16 protein-coding genes are annotated in these 13,196 nt (G+C 67.8%); 8 read left to right on the top strand and 8 right to left on the bottom strand.

The window, feature by feature from the left end:
• Nucleotides 1-21: 21 nt before the first annotated feature.
• On the bottom strand, nt 22-657 hold the full coding sequence (locus tag ACW4E8_RS07945) for a TetR/AcrR family transcriptional regulator (RefSeq protein WP_456803999.1): 636 nt from the start codon (nt 655-657) through the stop codon (nt 22-24).
• A gap of 295 nt (nt 658-952) precedes the next feature.
• Here ACW4E8_RS07945 and rsxB point away from each other — a divergent pair, with 295 nt between their 5' ends.
• A complete protein-coding gene (rsxB, locus tag ACW4E8_RS07950; RefSeq protein ID WP_456804110.1) occupies nt 953-1,762 on the top strand; it encodes an electron transport complex subunit RsxB in 810 nt (269 codons plus the stop codon).
• Nucleotides 1,759-2,403, top strand: coding sequence for an endonuclease III (gene nth / locus ACW4E8_RS07955; protein WP_456804000.1), 645 nt, complete (start codon nt 1,759-1,761; stop codon nt 2,401-2,403). The genes rsxB and nth overlap by 4 nt, the downstream gene beginning before the upstream one ends.
• 10 nt (nt 2,404-2,413) lie before the next feature.
• Here nth and ACW4E8_RS07960 read toward each other — a convergent pair whose 3' ends face one another.
• Nucleotides 2,414-3,040: a TetR/AcrR family transcriptional regulator gene (locus ACW4E8_RS07960; RefSeq protein ID WP_456804001.1), complete on the bottom strand. Its 627-nt coding sequence runs from the start codon at nt 3,038-3,040 to the stop codon at nt 2,414-2,416.
• 84 nt (nt 3,041-3,124) lie between these two features.
• Here ACW4E8_RS07960 and ACW4E8_RS07965 point away from each other — a divergent pair, with 84 nt between their 5' ends.
• Genes ACW4E8_RS07965 through ACW4E8_RS07975 form a run of 3 tightly spaced genes read left to right on the top strand, consistent with a single transcriptional unit; the run spans nt 3,125 to nt 6,413 of the window.
• Entirely contained in the window at nt 3,125-4,690 is a 1,566-nt protein-coding gene (locus tag ACW4E8_RS07965; RefSeq protein ID WP_456804002.1) for a flavin-containing monooxygenase, read from the top strand.
• On the top strand, nt 4,687-5,670 hold the full coding sequence (locus ACW4E8_RS07970) for an alpha/beta fold hydrolase (RefSeq protein ID WP_456804003.1): 984 nt from the start codon (nt 4,687-4,689) through the stop codon (nt 5,668-5,670). Before ACW4E8_RS07965 ends, ACW4E8_RS07970 begins: the two co-directional genes overlap by 4 nt.
• Before the next feature lie 17 nt (nt 5,671-5,687).
• A complete protein-coding gene (locus tag ACW4E8_RS07975) occupies nt 5,688-6,413 on the top strand; it encodes a Coq4 family protein (RefSeq protein WP_456804004.1) in 726 nt (241 codons plus the stop codon).
• Nucleotides 6,414-6,492: 79 nt separating this feature from the next.
• Here the strand turns inward: ACW4E8_RS07975 and ACW4E8_RS07980 are convergent, their stop codons facing one another.
• Together ACW4E8_RS07980 and ACW4E8_RS07985 are read right to left on the bottom strand one after the other, a co-directional pair.
• A complete protein-coding gene (locus tag ACW4E8_RS07980; RefSeq protein WP_456804005.1) occupies nt 6,493-7,080 on the bottom strand; it encodes a malonic semialdehyde reductase in 588 nt (195 codons plus the stop codon).
• An 88-nt stretch (nt 7,081-7,168) separates the two neighbouring features.
• Entirely contained in the window at nt 7,169-8,107 is a 939-nt protein-coding gene (locus ACW4E8_RS07985) for a DMT family transporter (RefSeq protein ID WP_456804006.1), read from the bottom strand.
• A 102-nt stretch (nt 8,108-8,209) separates the two neighbouring features.
• Here ACW4E8_RS07985 and ACW4E8_RS07990 point away from each other — a divergent pair, with 102 nt between their 5' ends.
• Together ACW4E8_RS07990 and ACW4E8_RS07995 are read left to right on the top strand one after the other, a co-directional pair.
• The gene (locus ACW4E8_RS07990) at nt 8,210-8,641 is read left to right on the top strand and encodes a DUF1841 family protein (RefSeq protein WP_010809044.1); all 432 of its coding nucleotides are present in this window, start codon (nt 8,210-8,212) and stop codon (nt 8,639-8,641) included.
• A 133-nt stretch (nt 8,642-8,774) separates the two neighbouring features.
• Nucleotides 8,775-10,067: a phospholipase A gene (locus tag ACW4E8_RS07995; RefSeq protein ID WP_456804007.1), complete on the top strand. Its 1,293-nt coding sequence runs from the start codon at nt 8,775-8,777 to the stop codon at nt 10,065-10,067.
• A 23-nt stretch (nt 10,068-10,090) separates the two neighbouring features.
• On the opposite strand, the gene ACW4E8_RS08000 is transcribed toward ACW4E8_RS07995, so the two are convergent.
• Nucleotides 10,091-10,522 (bottom strand): thioredoxin family protein, encoded by a 432-nt coding sequence (locus tag ACW4E8_RS08000; protein ID WP_456804008.1) that lies wholly within the window; start codon nt 10,520-10,522, stop codon nt 10,091-10,093.
• Between the two features lie 88 nt (nt 10,523-10,610).
• Nucleotides 10,611-11,171 carry a nucleotide exchange factor GrpE gene (gene grpE / locus ACW4E8_RS08005; protein WP_456804009.1) on the bottom strand — a complete coding sequence of 187 codons (561 nt, stop codon included), beginning with the start codon at nt 11,169-11,171 and terminating at the stop codon, nt 10,611-10,613.
• A gap of 152 nt (nt 11,172-11,323) precedes the next feature.
• Here grpE and ACW4E8_RS08010 point away from each other — a divergent pair, with 152 nt between their 5' ends.
• Nucleotides 11,324-11,620: a hypothetical protein gene (locus ACW4E8_RS08010; protein ID WP_456804117.1), complete on the top strand. Its 297-nt coding sequence runs from the start codon at nt 11,324-11,326 to the stop codon at nt 11,618-11,620.
• Between the two features lie 63 nt (nt 11,621-11,683).
• Here the strand turns inward: ACW4E8_RS08010 and ACW4E8_RS08015 are convergent, their stop codons facing one another.
• Entirely contained in the window at nt 11,684-12,079 is a 396-nt protein-coding gene (locus ACW4E8_RS08015; RefSeq protein ID WP_456804010.1) for an RNA-binding S4 domain-containing protein, read from the bottom strand.
• A complete protein-coding gene (gene hemH / locus ACW4E8_RS08020) occupies nt 12,076-13,191 on the bottom strand; it encodes a ferrochelatase (RefSeq protein ID WP_456804011.1) in 1,116 nt (371 codons plus the stop codon). The genes ACW4E8_RS08015 and hemH overlap by 4 nt, the downstream gene beginning before the upstream one ends.
• Nucleotides 13,192-13,196: the final 5 nt, after the last annotated feature.

Consider the following 13,196-nt stretch of genomic DNA (forward strand, 5'->3'; position numbering starts at 1 on the left):
TGCGGGGTCGGGCCGGGATTTTCAGTGCTTCTTCAGGTAGCTGAGCAGCATTTCCGAGTGCAGCTCGGCAAAGCGCTCATGCTCCTGCTGCGAGGCCACGTCGCGGCCGATCACGGCGCTGATGGTGTAGCGGTTGGACAGCACGTAGTAGCCCAGCGCGGAAATCGTCAGGTAGAACTGCGGCACGTCGATATTGTCGCGGAACACGCCTTGTTCCTGCCCGCGCCGGATCACGTCGGCCAGCACGTCCACCACCGGGTTGATCAGCTGATGCAGCTGCGCCGACTTCTTCAGGTGCCGGGCCTCGTGCAGGTTCTCGCTGTTGACCAGGCGGATGAACTCCGGATGCTCGTAATACCAGTCCCAGACGAAACGCGCCAGCGTGCGCACGCCCTGGACCGGGTCTTCGTCGACGAGGTGCAGTTGCTCCTCGTCGGCGCGGAAATTGGCGTATTGCTTCTCAAGCACCGCCAGGAAGAGGCCTTCCTTGCTGCCGTAGTAGTAATACAGCATGCGTTCGTTGGTTTCCGCGCGCCGGGCAATCTGGTCGACGCGGGCGCCGGCCAGACCCCCCTTGGCGAATTCCTCGGTGGCCGCAGCGAGGATGCGTCGGCGCGTTCCTTCCGGGTCGCGTTTGGTCTTGGGCTCAGTTGACATGGGGTGGCTGGTCGATCGTTGCGCGGATTATGGCATAGGCCGGAATGCGGCAATCCGGCGGTGCGCGCATCATCGCCGTTTCTGTCCGCCGGCGAAATCGGGGATAATCCTTGCGGTGCGATGGTTCGCAGGGGTCCACAGAGGTCCCGGTGCCGCAGGGTCGCTGGCCTATTGTCCGCCGCAGGGTTCGGCTGTTATGTCGCCAAACCCTCACAGTGCCCCGCAAATATCGTGTCTTGACCGTTCTGATCCGGCCTTGGTCCCTGTCTTGTCCCCTGATTTCCTGCCCGTAGTCGTGAATCCCGCCGTCAAGTCCCTTGCCGACCGCATCGAAGCGCTGCTGCCCCAGACCCAGTGCACCAAATGCGGCTTCAACGGCTGCCGCCCCTACGCTGAAGCCATGGCCAGCGGCGAAGCCACCTGCAACCGCTGCCCGCCCGGCGGCGCGGAAGGGATCGTGCGCCTGGCCGCGGTGCTGGGCACCGAACCGCTGCCGCTGGACGCGGAACGCGGCAGCGAACAGCCGCGCGCGGTGGCCCGCATCGACGAGAGCCTTTGCATCGGCTGCACGCTTTGCATCCAGGCCTGCCCGGTCGATGCGATTGCCGGCGCAGCCAAGCAGATGCATACGGTGATCCCTGACTGGTGCACCGGCTGCGACCTGTGCGTGGCGCCCTGCCCGGTCGACTGCATCGACATGGTCCCGGTCACCAGCGCGCGCACCGGCTGGGCCGCGTGGTCGCAGTCGCAGGCCGATGCCGCGCACGCGCGCTACCTGGCGCGCAATGCGCGGCTGGTGCGCGAGCGCGAGGAAAACGACGCGCGCCTGGCCGCCAAGGCCGCCGCCAAGCTGGCCGCGGTGCAGGCCGAAGCGCCGGAGAACGATGCCGAGCGCGCCGCGCAGGAACGCAAGCGCGCCATCATCCAGGCCGCGATCGAACGCGCCCGGCAGAAGCAGCAGGCCGCGCAGCCGCGCAATACGGAAAACGTCTCGGCTGCGGTGCAGGCCCAGATCGACGCCGCCGAAGCACGGCGCGCGCGTGCGGGGCTTGCCAAGCCGGCATCCGGCCAGAACGCCAACACCGACCCGGAAGAAAAACAATGAACGCCGCCAAGTGCCGTGCCATCTTTGAGACGCTGCGCGAAACCAACCCTGCCCCGGCCACCGAACTGGAATACAGCTCGCCGTTCGAGTTGCTGATCGCCGTGCTGCTGTCGGCGCAGGCCACCGACGTCGGCGTCAACAAGGCCACACGGCGGCTGTTCCCGGTGGCGCATACCCCGCGGCAGATGCTGGACCTGGGCGAAGCCGGCCTCAGCGAGTACATCAAGACCATCGGGCTGTACAAGACCAAGGCGAAGCACGTGATCGAAACCTGCCGCATCCTGGTCGAGCGCCACGGCGGCAAGGTCCCGCCCGAGCGCGAAGCGCTGGAGGCCCTGCCGGGCGTGGGCCGCAAGACCGCCAACGTGGTGCTCAACACCGCGTTCGGCGAGCCCACCATCGCGGTGGACACGCATATCTTCCGGGTATCGAACCGCACCGGGCTGGCGCCGGGCAAGACCGTGCAGGTCGTCGAGCAGAAACTGCTCAAGTGCGTGCCGCATGAGTTCCTGCACGACGCCCACCACTGGCTGATCCTGCACGGCCGCTACGTGTGCAAGGCGCGCAAGCCCGAGTGCTGGCACTGCGTGATCGAGCCGCTATGCGAGTTCAGGGAAAAGACGCCGGCGCCGCAGCTGTAAGCCGCCGGGCTTAGTCCGGCTCGTGCGCCAGCACCAGGGCCAGCTGTAGCGCCGTGCGCGCGACCACCTCCACATCGGGCGCGTAGCCGTGCGTGATCCAGCGCAGGGCGATGTGGACCACCCCGCCCGCCACCCCCGCCGTCAGCAACGGATCCAGCTTGCGTCCCGGCGGCAGCAGGGCTTGCGCCAGCAGCCCGCCGAATGCATCCAGCGAATCCGCCAGCGCCCCGTCGACGAGCTTGCTGACGCCGCGGATTTCCACCAGGAACACCCGCGCTGAACGCGGCTCGTGCTGTAGTGCCCCGAAATAGGCACGCAGCATGGCCAGCGCGCGTTGCTGGCCGTCGCCTCCGGCCCCCTCGCCCGCCAGGGCGAGGGTGTGCAGCAAGCGGTGGGTCACCGTTTGAAACGATGCCAGCAGCAAGGCCTCGCTGTTGGCAAACGACTCATAGAAATACCGTTCGGTCAGGCCCGCGGCCTCGCACACGGCCTTGACGGTGGCGTTCTGATAGCCGCGCTCGCCGTAGACCTGCACGGCCGCGGCAATCAGCTGCACACGGCGTTGGGCACGTCGTTCTTCGGCTTCCGCGCCGCGGTAGCGGCGCGCGGGGGTGAGCTCGGTCGTCATGCGCGCCATTATGACATTCCCTATTGTCAGATTACTTGCCGGATCGCTTCTGACAATCTATGTTGTCAGAAGTGCCACTCGTCCGGATCCCCCATGACCGCCCCAAGTTCCGATGACGCAGTCCTTGATGTCCTGATCGTAGGCGCCGGCCTGTCCGGCATCGGCGCCGCGCGCCAGCTGCAAATGCGCTGCCCCGGCAAGCGCTACGCCATCCTGGAGGCCCGCGAGGCCATGGGCGGCACCTGGGACCTGTTCCGCTACCCCGGCATCCGCTCGGATTCGGACATGTACACGCTGGGCTACCGCTTCAAGCCCTGGCGCGGTGCCAAGGCCATCGCCGACGGGCCGTCGATTCGCGCCTACATCCGCGAAACCGCCGAAGAGGCCGGCATCACGTCACATATCCGCTTCGGCCATCGGGTCGTCAGCGCGGCATGGGACAGCGCCGCAGCCTGCTGGACGGTCGAAGCCGAACGCACGGCGGACCACAGCCGGCTGCGCCTGCGCACACGCTTGCTCTATGTGTGCGCAGGCTATTACAGCTATGCCGAGGGCCACCGGCCCACCTTTGCCGGCGAAGAGCAATTCCGCGGCAGCATGGTGCATCCGCAGTTCTGGGACGAATCGCTCGACTACACCGGCAAGCGCGTGGTGGTGATCGGCAGCGGCGCCACGGCGGTCACGCTGGTGCCGGCCATGGCGAAAAGCGCGGCGCACGTGACGATGCTGCAGCGCTCTCCCACCTATATCGTGACGCGCCCCGGCGAAGACGCCATCGCCCACAAGCTGCGCCGCGTGCTGCCGGAGCGGCTGGCCTACGCCGCCACGCGCTGGAAAAACGTGCTGCTGGGCATGATGTTCTTCCAGCTGGCGCGGCGCCGGCCGCATCGCGTCAGCCAGCGCCTGATCGGCATGGCGGCAGCGCAACTGGCGCCAGGCTATGACGTCGGCACCCACTTCACGCCCCGCTACAGGCCGTGGGACCAGCGCCTGTGCCTGGTGCCCGACGGCGACCTGTTCCGCGCGATCCGCGACGGGCGCGCATCGGTGGTGACCGACACCATCGACCGGTTCACCGAAGACGGCATCGTGCTGGCCAGCGGCAAGACGCTGGCCGCGGATGTCGTGGTGGTGGCCACCGGCCTCAAGCTGAACATGCTGGGCGATATTGCGCTCACCGTGGACGGCCAGCCACGCCGCCCCGCCGAATGCCTGGCCTACAAGGGGATGATGCTGAGCGATGTGCCCAACCTGGTGCTGGCCTTCGGGTACACCAATGCCTCGTGGACGCTCAAGGCCGACCTCACGGCCGAGTACGTCTGCCGCCTGCTGCGTCACATGGATCGCCACGCCCACCGCATTGCCGTGCCGCGCGCCCCCGCTGACGTAGAGCCGACCCCGTTCCTGGATTTCACCTCCGGCTACGTGCAGCGTGCCGCCACCGTGCTGCCCCGGCAAGGTCATCGCAAGCCATGGCGCGTGCACCAGAACTACCTGAAAGACCTGCTGACGATCCGGCACGGGCGCATCGCAGACGGCGTGTTGCAGTTCGATGTCTCGCCTCACTCTCCCCTGGCACACCGGGCGCACCGCGACAGCCAGGACACCACGGACAACAACACGGCGCCGGCGGTTGCCGCCAGCGAGGTGCAATCATGACCATCTTCCTGACCGTCTTCGCGGTGCTGATCGGGCTGATCCTGGTGCTGGGCGCGTCGCTGTATCTGTACACGTGGCGCACCGCCCGGCGCATCGAAGCCGCCATGCCGCCGCCCGGCCGCTTTGTCGACGTGCCCGGCGCGCGGCTGCATGTGGTGGAGCGCGGCCAGGGCCCGGCGGTGCTGCTGGTGCATGGCCTGTCCGGCCAGCTTGAGAATTTTGGTTACGGCATGATCGAGCCGCTTGCCAGGAACTTCCGCGTGATTGCTGTCGACCGCCCCGGCGCAGGCCACTCCACACGCACGCCGGGCAGCGCCGCGGACTTGCCGGCGCAGGCCGCAGCGCTCGCCGCGCTGTGCGACCAGCTTGGCCTGGAGCGTCCGCTGGTGGTGGGCCATTCGCTGGGCGGTGCCATTGCGCTGGCGCTGGCCATCCACCACCCCGAGCGCGTGGGCGGGCTGGCACTGATCGCGCCGCTCACGCACCCGCCCAAGGCGATCTCGCCGGTATTCCAGGCCATGACTGTGCACAGCGCGTGGCTGCGCCGGCTGATGGCATGGACGCTGGTGGTGCCGATGTCGATACGGCGCCGCGAAGCCGTCATGGACATCGTATTCGGCCCGGACCCGGTGCCGGACGACTTCCCGACGCGCGGTGGCGGCCTGCTGGCGCTGCGGCCCTGCCACTTCCTGGCCGCGTCCGAAGACCTGATCGGTGCCGCGCATAGCCTGCCGGCGCTGCTGCCCCGCTACGGCACGCTGCGCGTGCCGGTCAGTGTCCTCTACGGCCGCGAGGACCGCATCCTGGATTTTGCCGAGCATGGCGAAGCGCTCGCCGCCAAGGTTCCGGGCGCCACGCTGACATTGGTCAGCGGCGGGCATATGCTGCCGGTGACCGCCATCGATACCAGCGTCGATTTCGTCCGCGACGCCGCCGCCCGGCTGCATGTACCCGCGCCGGCCCAGGCGCAGGTCGCCTGATCCACGGAGCCCCGCCCATGGCCACCACCACCGGTTCCAACCCCTACAAGCACAATGTCTTCGCCGCGTTCCAGGCGATTCGCAAGCTGATGGCGAATGGCAACGACACGGAGCAGGTGTTCCGCATCATGCGCGCGCTCAACGGGCCGTCCATGCCCCGCAACTTCAACCGCCTGCTGGGCACGCCGGACGGGCGGCGCATGGTCTACCAGCGCATCGAGCTGGCGGAGCGTCTGTCCGATCCCGCCTACGTGGCCAGGTTCGCACCGGACACGGTGGGCGCGGCCTATCGCGCGTTCCTGGAACAGACCGGCTACAGCGCTGACGGGCTGGCCAAGGTCTCGAACCTGGACCAGGAACCGGTGGTCGAGGACGCCTATATGTGGTTCGGCCGGCGTACGCGCGACATCCACGACATCTGGCATGTGCTCACCGGCTACCGGGCCGATGAAAGCCTTGGCGAAGCCGCACTGGTGGCATTCAGCTATGCGCAGACCGGTGGCAAGGGCTGGGCCTTCATCGCCATCGCGGCGTCGCTGAAGAGCCTGCGCGTGAGCGGCAGCCTGGCCTTTGCGCGGGCCGTGCTGGAGGGCTACCGGCTGGGCCGCCGCGCCCAATGGCTGTTGGGCGAGGACTACGAGAAGCTGCTGCACGAACCCATCGACGCGGCCCGCGCGCGGCTTGGCATTGCCGAACCCCAGCGCTACCTGGCCTGCAATCCCATGCAGGAATGGACGGCCTGAACCCGCCGCCGCGTACCAGACAAAAAAGCGACCACGGCGGGTCGCTTTTTTTGTCTGGCACCGTTGGTGCGCAGCGCGCTCAGACGATGCGGCAGGCTTCGTCGAACGACAGGCGCGGGCCGCGCGGGAACAGCTTGTCGGCCTCACCGTAGCCCAGGTTGCACAGGAAGTTGACCTTCCACTTGCCGTCGGGGAAGAAGGCCGCATTGACCTTGTCGGCATCGAAGCCGCCCATCGGGCCGCAGTCCAGGCCCAGCGCGCGCGCCGCCAGGATGAAGTAGCCGCCTTGCAGCGAGCTGTTCACCAGCGCGTCGCGGGCGATCTTCTCGTCGTTGCCGGCGTACCAGGAACGGGCGTCGGCGTGCGGGAACAGCTTGGGCAACTGGTCGTGGAAGGCTGTGTCGAAGGCGATGATGGCCGTCACCGGCGCCGAACGGGTCTTGTCGACGTTGCCGGCCGACACGCAGTCCACCAGGCGCGCCTTCTCGGCAGCGCTCTTGACGAACACGATGCGCGCCGGGCTGCTGTTGGCAGCGGTCGGGCCGAACTTCATCGCTTCATAGATCTGGTGCAGCACGGCGTCGTCCACGTGGCGGTCCTGCCACACGTTGTGCGTGCGGGCTTCGGTGAACAGCTGCGCCAGCGCGGCGTTGTCGATCTGGGACATGCGCTTCTTTCCTGTACGAGATTTGAGAGAAGGCGCGATTGTACCCAACGGTTTGTGCGCCCCACGACAGCGCCTTTGAGCAACCCGTTCAATTCCCTTGCATATCGGCGCGGGCCGGCGGCGGCGCACTGCCCCGGCGGGTCAGCCACAGTACGCCGGCCAGGATCAGCCCGCCGCCAACGGCCTGTGCCGTGCCGATATGCTCGCCCAGCAGCAGCGCCGCCAGCAGCACCGTGACCACCGGCTCCAGCGTCGACAGCATCGATGCCTGCGCCGCGCCCAGCCGCTGCAGGCCGGCGAAGAAGGTCAGGATCGCCAGCACCGTCGACAGCAGCGCGATGCCCGCCAGCGCCAGCCAGCCGCCGGCAGTGGCCGGGAACTGCGGCGGCGCGCCCGCCCCCATCCGCAGCAGGCCGACGGCGCCGTAGACCAGCGCCGCCGCGGTGCAGATCACCGTGGTGGTGGCAATCGGGTTGACGCCGGCGGTCACGCGCGCGCCGACGATGATATAGACCGAGTAGATCACCGCCGCCGCCAGCCCCAGCGCGATGCCCAGCGGCGAGCCCTCGCCGCCGCCGACGGTCAGGCCGGCGCCCACCGAGCACAGCACCAGCGCGACCACCGCGGCGGTGGTCAGCCGCTCCTTCAGGAAGACCGCCGCCAGGATTGTCACGAACAGCGGATAGAGATACAGCAACAGCGCCACCAGGCTGGCCTGCGCATGGTTGAGCGCGCTGAAGAAGCAGAACGACTGGCCGACATAGCCGATGCCGCCCATCGCCGCCAGCGCCAGCACGCGGCGCCACGGCGGCAGGCCGATGCCGCGCGTGCGCATCACCCAGGCCAGCGCCGCGGCCGCCAGCATGAAGCGCACCAGCAGCAGCCCGTAGACATCCGCGCCGGCCGCATAGGCAAAGCGCGCGAAGATCGCCATGGCGCCAAAGGCGCTGGCCGACAGCGCGATCAGCAGCACGCCGGCCAGCTTGTCGCGGGCGTGGTCCGGGGCGGTTTGGGCGGAAGCGGTCATCGGGCGGGCGGGAAGTCGGCGATCCCGCATTCTACTTGGCGCCGCTTGCAGCAACCGGGGCCGCCAGCGCGGGCCGCGGCCCTCGTTTACAATGTCGCCACCATGTTTAATCCCTCACGAGAAGAAGTCCGCCGGTTCTTCTGCGATGCCTGGCAGAAGCAGCTCACAGGCGGCGTGCTGACCCCGCTGGAAGCCATCGCCGTCGACTGGATCGGCGAGCACCCCGAGTACCACGGCCTGCTGCGCGACACCGAAGGTGCGCTGTCGCAGGACTACACCCCCGAGCAAGGCCAGACCAACCCCTTCCTGCACCTGTCGATGCACCTGTCGATCTCCGAGCAGGTCTCGGTCGACCAGCCCCGCGGCATCCGCCAGGCCTATGAGGCGCTGGCGCGCCGGCTGGATTCGCCGCATGAAGCGCAGCACCAGGTGATGGAATGCCTGGGCGAAATGCTGTGGCAGGCACAACGCACCGGCCAGCCGCCCGACGGCGACCACTACGTCGATTGCGTGAAGCGCCGCGCCAACCGCTAAGTCCGGTACGCGTCACGCATCAAGTGCAGCGTACAATTCGTCACAACCCTCCGATGGGTGCGTGGTAGGCTTTGCGGGTCCGCATTTTCCCCAGCCGCGTTGCCGTCACATGGCGGCGCGGTGCCCGCAAGCCATGTCCCGTATTTCCCTCGCCTGCCGGCGCCGGCTCGCGCCCGCCGGCCGCGCCGTTGCCCCGATCTTCCTGTCGCTGATGCTGGCCTGGCCGCTGGCCGGCCACGCCGGGGTGGCGCTGCTGCAGCCGCCGCGCGTGATCGACGGCAACCAGCCGCTGACGCTGACCCTGGTGGTCACCGCCGACGACGCCACGCGCCGCTACCGGATCCCCGACACGCTCGAAGTCACCGCCTCGGGCGACCTGCAGGCGCCGGTGCGGCTGGTGCTGTGGCGCGAAGTCTCGGGCCCGGCCGTGGTCAACCTGCGCCGCGGTGAACACCGCGCGATCCGCTACACGGTGGCGCTGCCGCCGGCCCTGCGCGGCCAGGTGCGGCTGGATGCCACCGGCATCGACGCCGCACCGGTACTGGTGACGCTGAACCGCCTGCCGCGGCCCGGTGAACCCGCCACCGCTACGCCGCCGGTTGCCAGCCAGGCGCCGGCAGCGAACGGCACGGAGCCGGCCACCGAAGCCGCCGTGCCGGTGACTCCGGTCACCACGGCCGGCGCTGCTGCACCCGCGCCGGCCGACCTGCGCGACAGCGCCCGGCTGTCGTTCCATGACCCGATGTATTTGATGGTCGGCGCGCATGGCGGCGCCAACGCCAAGTTCCAGCTGAGCTTCAAGTACCGCCTGTTCCAAGGCGAAGATCCGGCGTCGAAGCGCCTGTTCGACAACCTCTACGTGGCCTACACCCAGTTCTCGCTATGGGACCTGTCCGAGCAGTCCAAGCCGTTCCGCGACACCAACTACCGGCCCAGCCTGTTCTATTACCTGTCGGATACCGGCGTGCGCAACAACGTCATCAGCCGGCTGTCGCTGGCGGCCGGCCTGGAGCATGAATCCAATGGCCGCAACGGCGACGAATCGCGCAGCATCAATACGGTCTTCGTCAAGCCGACCTTCTACTTCGGCGACCAGAACGACTGGCACTGGCGTGTCGCGCCCAAGCTCTACGCCTACGTGGAAAAGGGCGAAAACCCCGACATCGCCCACTATCGGGGCTTCATGGACCTGGGCATTGCCTACGGGCGCCCGGACTCATGGGAACTCTCCGCCACGCTGCGCAAGGGCACGCGCAAGTGGTACGGCAGCGTCGACGCGCAGCTGACCTACCCGATGGCGCGGCTGATCCCCGGCACCGCGGGCTACCTGATGGCGGGCTACTTCGTCGGCTATGGCGAGAGCCTGCTGGACTACAACCACAAGCTGCCCTGGCAGTTCCGAATCGGCTACGCGCTGTCCCGCTGATCCCGATGAAAGGCTGAACCCGCTCAGCCGGCCAGCGGCTTGCCGCTGGCCTTGAGCCGCGCATTGGCCACCGCGGCGGCAAACTGGCCGTGGCCATGCCAGCCGGTGGCGCGGCCCAGCTTCTTGCCGTTCTGGAAGAACATGAACACCGGGATGCCATGCAGGCCAAAGCGCCGGCCCAGCCCGGGATGCGCGTAGACGTTGGCATGCAGCCAGTGCAGTTCCAGCGCGCGGATCGGTTCGGGGTTGGCCAGCATCGACTTCTTGGCCATCTCGCAGTTGAAGCAGTCCACCCCCCAGAAGAACACGCACACCAGCGTGTCGCCCGCATCGGCGATGGCGGCGTCGATGCTGCCGTCATCGACCTCGCGCATGCCGAATGCCTCGAAGGCGCGGTGGTCAAGGTGGGGAGACGTGGACGATTCCGGCGAGCCGGCGGTTGGTTCAGTGGTCATGCTCGCTCCAGAATGACAAACGCCCGGGCCAGCCGGCACCGGGCGTCAGGTCGCAATCCGGGACGGCATGCCGCCGTCCCGGGTCGCCTTACTTCGGTGCCGCCACCGTCACCAGCGCCGGCCGCAGCACGCGCTCGGCAATGGTGTAGCCGCGCTGGAGCACGGCCACCACGGTATTGGGTTCCTGGTCCGCCGGCACCATCGAGATGGCCTGGTGGCGGTACGGGTCGAATTTCTCGCCCACCGGGTTGAGTTCAACGATCTTGCCGCGCTCAAAGGCGGCGGCCAGCTGGCGCGCGGTCAGCTCAACGCCTTCGCGCAGCTTGGCAATATCGCCCGAGCCATCGGCCAGCGCAGCCTGCAGGCTGTCCATCACCGGCAGCAGGTTGTCGGCGAAGTTCTCGATGGCGAACTTGTGCGCCTTGGCGACATCTTCCTGCGCCCGGCGGCGGATGTTCTCGCCTTCGGCAATGGCGCGCATATACAGGTCGTAATGCTCGCGCGCCTTGGCTTCCAGGGCGGCCAGCTGGGCCGCCACGTCGTCCACGGCAGCGGTTTCCGGCGCACCGGTTTCCTGGCTGGCGTTGGCCGCCTCATCGCCCGCGGGCGTAGGCGTCTGGGTGGTTGGCGTCTGCTTCTGTTCTTCCATGTCGATCCGTATCAATGCATTGTCGCGGCCCGCCGTGGGCCTGGCCGCGGGTGGTAAATCGGCGCGTGTTCCGTGCAGGTGGTGGCAAGGCGCAGGTTTTCAAGAGTGGCGCTGGCGTGACGCGGAAACACACGGTTACAAAGGCCAGGCATATGCAATCGACGCCTTATTGCTTTGCTGCATCGCACTCACTAAGATTCTCAGTAAGAAAAATGACAAAAATGCCGGGGGTTCTGGAGATGGTTCATTTTTGTGCCTCTTCCGAAAGGTTGGCCATGCATAAGCTGCCAGTCGTGACGCTCTGCCTTGTGGCCGCTTTGGCGGTCATGACCGCCTTTATCTGCCTTTCCGGCGCATTCACCCCGCGCGATACGGAGTATGGCAGCGGCAAGGCGGTGTTCAAGCACTACATCGTCCCTATCGTCAGTCAGGAAGTCTCGCAGGAATAAACCCTGCCGGATCGCAATCCCATTGCGCGGCGGCACCGGAAACGGTGCCGCCGCGTTGCCATTTCAGCCCTTCAGGTGGTCGATGCGGCGCCGGTCCCGCTTGGTCGGGCGCCCCGGGATCTGCGCGGACGGCTCCGGCTGCAGGCGCCGGCGCTCGGCATCGGCCAGCCGGCGCGACTGGCTTTCGGCACTTTCCTCGTACAGCGTCTGCGCCACCGGCGCCGGCCCGCGCGCCTGGGCAATGCCTTTCACCACAAGTTCCCAGCGCTGCTGGTGCGCTTCCAGCACCACCCTGTCGCCGGGCTTCACCTCGCGCGAGTTCTTGCATGGCTGGCCGTTGACGGTCACCTTGCTGCGCTCCACCGCTTCGGCGGCCAGCGAGCGCGTCTTGAAGAAGCGCGCGCACCACAGCCATTTGTCGATGCGCTGGCGCGCATCCGGCTCAAAGTCGACGTTCATGCCGCCGCCCCCCGGGTCTGGGCGCGCGTGCGCCGTGCTTCCAGTTCGTGCGGATGCGGCGTGGCCAGCGGCCAGCCCTGCAGGTGCTGCAGCGCGATCTCGGCCATGGCCGCGACCCACGGATCGGCATCATTCAGGCACGGGATGAAGTGGAAATCCTTGCCGCCCGCGACCTTGAACTCGGTCTGCCCTTCCATGGCGATTTCCTCCAGGGTCTCGATGCAGTCGGCCGGAAAGCCCGGGCAGAAGACGTCGACCCGGCCCGCGCCGACCTTGCCCAGCTCGGCCAGCGTCGGCGCGGTGTACGGCTGCAGCCATTCCGCCTTGCCAAAACGAGACTGGAACGTCACTTGATACTGACCCGGCTGCAGGCCCAGCGCGTCGCCCAGCAGCCGGCCGGTCTTCAGGCATTCACAGTGATAGGGGTCACCCAGCTCCAGCGTGCGCCGCGGCACGCCGTGGAACGACAGGATCAGCTTGTCGCCGCGGGCAAAGTCCGGCATGCCGTGCCGCGCCCAATAGGCGCCGACCTGCTGGTGCAGCGCCGAGATATAGGCCGGGTGGTCATGGAAATGCTTGACCAGCCGCAGTTCGGGCTGGTTGCGCCACTGGCCCAGCACCCGGAACACCTCGTCGAAGGCCGTGGCCGTGGTGGTGCCGGAGTATTGCGGATACATCGGCAGCACCAGCACCTGCTCGCAGCCCTGCCGGCGCAGCGCCTCCAGCACCGAGGCGATCGACGGGTTGCCGTAGCGCATTGCGCACGCGACCGTCACTTCATGGCCGTGCTGGTTCATCAGCCGCTGCAGCGCATGGGCCTGGCGCTCGCTGTAGACCAGCAGCGGCGAGCCCGTCATATGGGCCTCGCGCAGCCAGATCGATTCGTATTTCAGCGCCGAGGCGCGCGAACGCAGCGGCAGGATCACCCCATGCAGCAGCGGCAGCCAGGCCGCGCGCGGGATCTCGACCACGCGCGGGTCGGACAGGAATTCCTTCAGGTAGCGCCCCACCGCCTTGGGCGTGGGAGCGTCCGGGGTGCCCAGGTTGACCAGCAGGATCGCCGTGCGCGGCGCCTGGCCGTGCTGGTAGGCCGGTTCGGGAGAAAACGTCATGTCGC

It is taken from the genome of Cupriavidus sp. CP313, from assembly GCF_054072015.1.

Bases quoted from the DNA above. Each gene is read 5' to 3' on its own strand.
- ACW4E8_RS07945 (WP_456803999.1), bottom strand. From the start codon at position 657: ATGTCAACTGAGCCCAAGACCAAACGCGACCCGGAAGGAACGCGCCGA.
- nth (WP_456804000.1), top strand. From the start codon at position 1,759: ATGAACGCCGCCAAGTGCCGTGCCATCTTTGAGACGCTGCGCGAAACC.
- ACW4E8_RS07960 (WP_456804001.1), bottom strand. From the start codon at position 3,040: ATGGCGCGCATGACGACCGAGCTCACCCCCGCGCGCCGCTACCGCGGC.
- ACW4E8_RS07965 (WP_456804002.1), top strand. From the start codon at position 3,125: ATGACCGCCCCAAGTTCCGATGACGCAGTCCTTGATGTCCTGATCGTA.
- ACW4E8_RS07970 (WP_456804003.1), top strand. From the start codon at position 4,687: ATGACCATCTTCCTGACCGTCTTCGCGGTGCTGATCGGGCTGATCCTG.
- ACW4E8_RS07975 (WP_456804004.1), top strand. From the start codon at position 5,688: ATGGCCACCACCACCGGTTCCAACCCCTACAAGCACAATGTCTTCGCC.
- ACW4E8_RS07980 (WP_456804005.1), bottom strand. From the start codon at position 7,080: ATGTCCCAGATCGACAACGCCGCGCTGGCGCAGCTGTTCACCGAAGCC.
- ACW4E8_RS07985 (WP_456804006.1), bottom strand. From the start codon at position 8,107: ATGACCGCTTCCGCCCAAACCGCCCCGGACCACGCCCGCGACAAGCTG.
- ACW4E8_RS07990 (WP_010809044.1), top strand. From the start codon at position 8,210: ATGTTTAATCCCTCACGAGAAGAAGTCCGCCGGTTCTTCTGCGATGCC.
- ACW4E8_RS07995 (WP_456804007.1), top strand. From the start codon at position 8,775: ATGTCCCGTATTTCCCTCGCCTGCCGGCGCCGGCTCGCGCCCGCCGGC.
- ACW4E8_RS08000 (WP_456804008.1), bottom strand. From the start codon at position 10,522: ATGACCACTGAACCAACCGCCGGCTCGCCGGAATCGTCCACGTCTCCC.
- grpE (WP_456804009.1), bottom strand. From the start codon at position 11,171: ATGGAAGAACAGAAGCAGACGCCAACCACCCAGACGCCTACGCCCGCG.
- ACW4E8_RS08010 (WP_456804117.1), top strand. From the start codon at position 11,324: ATGCAATCGACGCCTTATTGCTTTGCTGCATCGCACTCACTAAGATTC.
- ACW4E8_RS08015 (WP_456804010.1), bottom strand. From the start codon at position 12,079: ATGAACGTCGACTTTGAGCCGGATGCGCGCCAGCGCATCGACAAATGG.
- hemH (WP_456804011.1), bottom strand. From the start codon at position 13,191: ATGACGTTTTCTCCCGAACCGGCCTACCAGCACGGCCAGGCGCCGCGC.